The 3,414-nt window shown below is 63.7% G+C and carries 4 protein-coding genes; all 4 read left to right on the top strand.

Annotated features, from left to right (window positions below; genetic code table 11):
* Positions 1 to 228, top strand: a 228-nt coding sequence (locus ACZ3J7_RS40910; RefSeq protein WP_353799063.1) for an MspA family porin, incomplete at its 5' end; no start/stop codon positions are given.
* A gap of 91 nt (positions 229 to 319) precedes the next feature.
* Positions 320 to 712: a hypothetical protein gene (locus tag ACZ3J7_RS40905; protein WP_296553195.1), complete on the top strand. Its 393-nt coding sequence runs from the start codon at positions 320 to 322 to the stop codon at positions 710 to 712.
* A gap of 62 nt (positions 713 to 774) precedes the next feature.
* Entirely contained in the window at positions 775 to 1,113 is a 339-nt protein-coding gene (locus ACZ3J7_RS40900; protein ID WP_298776609.1) for a hypothetical protein, read from the top strand.
* A gap of 35 nt (positions 1,114 to 1,148) precedes the next feature.
* Positions 1,149 to 3,389 carry a hypothetical protein gene (locus tag ACZ3J7_RS40895; RefSeq protein WP_399114564.1) on the top strand — a complete coding sequence of 747 codons (2,241 nt, stop codon included), beginning with the start codon at positions 1,149 to 1,151 and terminating at the stop codon, positions 3,387 to 3,389.
* The last annotated feature ends 25 nt before the right edge of the window (positions 3,390 to 3,414 follow it).

Raw genomic sequence — 3,414 nt, 5'->3', positions numbered from 1 at the left:
GTGAATCCGAGTATTCAGTCGACGATTGCGCCGGGCACGATCACGACGATTCCGTTGGGGAAGAAGGATCTCGAGTCGTCGAAGGCGTCGATCACCGCGGAGAACGTGCACGTGAAGGTTGATGCGTGCATGGGGCCGGTGACGATCCGCTCGTACGCACAACTCTCGGTGTCGACGGCAACGTCGGATAACACGTTGTTCGTGTACTCCGATCCCACCTGGCTCTAACCCACGCAGACTTCGCCGGCGCTGCTGGCGAGCAATTCCTGATCCGTCCCGTCCCGGGGTGGTTACTCATCACGCTCACAAAGGAGAAATCATGAAGATTCGTACCTTGGCCACTGCCGGAACCCTCAGCGCAGGTATCGCCCTGATCGGTGTTCTCGGCGCCGGCGTGGCATCTGCTGCAACTCCGATCGTGCAACCGGAACATGGCCGGATCGGACTTTCACTTTCGAACGCCGAAACGGCGGCGCTGGCGGCGAGCCCGATTCCTGATGCGATTGCGAACATCGTTCCAGGTTCGCTGAGGGGGGTCTGGTTGGCGCCTGGTTCCGCGATAACTGTTACCGATGGCAAGGTCGACGCCCTCGAAGGAGCTGTGCTCGGTGAAGCAGCCGCGCGTGGTGGGCATGCCAATGTCTTTGTCTCCGACCCGAATCACCCCGCCAGTGAGGGGCACATAGTGCTGACGGAGCAGTACTGGAACTGATACCAGGCCGAACGCCGGCGACCCGTTGTCCCCGCTCTCCCTTCCTGTTTGGAGTTCCAGCCATGACCGTCAACAACGCCGAACGCCGCAGTGTCCAGTCGGAATCCACTGCCGTCGATAGTAAAGACGTTGCAGACGTTGATGACTGGGATCCGGACAGCGAACTCAGTCCTTTTTCCAAGGCTGTGATCGCTACGGCAGTCGGACTGGGGTTGCTGATCGCGGCATTCGCGGTGATCGGGAAGCTTGCCGGCTGGGCGAACGACTACGGGACGATCCTGGTTTACCTGGCATTCTTCTTGTGGATGTCGATCTCCGGACGGTTGTTCTGGTGGGGCGCAGACAAACTCATCGCGCTACTCCGAACGAAGAAGAGTGACAATCGTGGTGCGCACCGGTGAAGTCCGGTAGACGACTTCGCCGGACTCTCGCGGGAGTGCTTGCCGCTGGGGCGCTGTTGACCGGAGCGGCCGGAGCGATCGGTGCGGGAATTGCACTCTCCGCCGCTCCGGCGAACGCGACGCCGGAAGAAGACTGCGCGGCGGTGCGGGCACGTGATCATCAGATCTACCTGAATCTCATTGCGTCGCTGCCACCTGGCGCACCCATCCCGCCAGAGATCATCAACCCGTGCCTGAGCGCGCCGTCCACGACGGCGACGGCTGCGCCGACGACCACCGTCGGGCTCCCCGGTGCGCAAGCTCCAGGCGGTGGCCCGAATGTCGGGGCCAATGCTCCGACGAACTTTCCCACCTACAACGGCACCCCCATCGTCCCGGTTCCGACGATCGAGGTTCCGCCCATTGCTTCCGAGGCCTCGGCCTCGGAAACTGGTGTCGGTGCATTCCCCAATGCATCGGCATCAGCGGTTCCCTCACCCACACCCACCCCGGGTGAGGGAACCACCACCGATCGTGGTCCCGGACCGATCCCCGCGGATTCGGATTCGAATATCGCACCGGCCCAAACGGTTCCGGACCCGGCAACAGATGTTTCCACCGCCGGGGAGGACTCGGGCCGTGACCGGTATCTCGAACTCGCCCTGATCGGCGCTGCAGCGTTCACCGCTGCGGGTATCGGAGTGCGCGGGCGGCCGGGACCTTTCAGCCCCCGCACGCCCGAATCAGTACTCTCCCAGGCGGTCGGGACTGTCGCGTCGCCGTTGACTGCGTACGCACCTGGCGGGCAGTCCTCGTTGCGGGTGTTCGATCCGATCACCGGCGGAAGCCGGTTCTTCTTCCTGATCCACGACGAAACGTCGTCGCACGAATCCGTGATTCCGGTGACGGTGCCGCCCGGCGGTCACATGAGTGTCAACCCCGATGGCACGGTCACCGTCTTCGACGCCGACGGGAATCCGGTCTCGACAATCGATGCCCCGTGGGCGTACGACGCCAACGGCACACCCATCCCGACGCATTACGAGATCCGGGACGGGCAACTCGTGCAGGTCGTCGACACCACGGGTATCGAGAACGTGCTGTATCCGATTTTGGCGGACCCGCAGGATCGCACACAGAGCGGCAAGAAATCCTCTGCTCCGGCGCGCCCGACCAAAATCTCCGGTGAGGACGACGGCACCCGCTCAGATGACGGTCCACATTGGAACGAGACACCGCAGGTCGAAGGCCACAAGGCCCCCAATCCACCAGTCCAGAAACCGATACCCACTCAACCACCAGTCCCACCCGCGGTCGAGCCCGAACCACAAGTCCCTGAGCAGGCACCGGCGCAAGTCCCTGAGCAGGCTCCGGCGCAAGTGCCGGAGCAGATCCCGCAGCAGTCGCCGGCCGAGGACATCGGCGGGGACGGACCAGGTGCCGGGACATCCCCATCCATCGACCCAGCGCCCGCTACACCGAACGAAACCGACACACCCCAAGCAGAATTGGCAGGAATTCCGATCATCGGCGGCATCTTCAGTGCAGCCGAAGCCGGGCTCATGCTCACCGCTGGAATCGCAGCTTTGTTCGCGCAGATACTTGCAGGTGTGGGTCTGGGGGATTCGGAACTGTTCGGCCGCATGGAAAGTCTCGAGGAATGGGCGCTCGAGGCCGGGGTGAATCTCGCCGAAGTGCTTGTGAAGGCTATGGCTCTGCTTTCTCCGCAGGATCAGGCACTTCTTCGCACTGTCCTTTCTCCGTTCGTGAAGCTGCCCCCAGCGCGTGAGCAGGACACTCCCGGCCACGCCCAGCCCGGGCCGGCCGGACCTGCCGCGAAGCCGCCGCCTCGGAGGCCCACACCGCGGCCTGTACCGCGTCTGCCTGGTGATCACGATCCGACCCAGCCGCAAGATCCCTCCAGCGAGCCGGATTCAGGCGATCCGGCAACACCGTCGGATCCGGGTTTCGAACCACCAGTAGACCCCGGTACCACCACACCTGGATTAGTTGACCCCGAACAACCTTCGGTTCCCGAACCTGGCGAGCAACCGGCCGTCGATCCGGTCAACCCGGGCGGCATTCCGGTCGATCCCGAGACTCCCGGTGCGCCGACCCAGCCCGGACCCCCGGAGTTCGACCCCTTTGATCCCGACCCGGGCACGATCGCCGATCCGACGGTCCGCCCAGATCCCACCGAACGTTCATCCGTCGAGCGCGTACTAGCTGTACGAGGCACGGACGTTAGTTACGCGATGCCGGCGGTAAGCGGCGGGCGGTCGTCCTCCGCGTGTTGAATGCGGTCGGTGGTAATTGTAGTGA

It is taken from the genome of Kitasatospora sp. NPDC015121, assembly GCF_055562955.1.
This window is presented reverse-complemented; position numbering and strand designations above follow the sequence as displayed.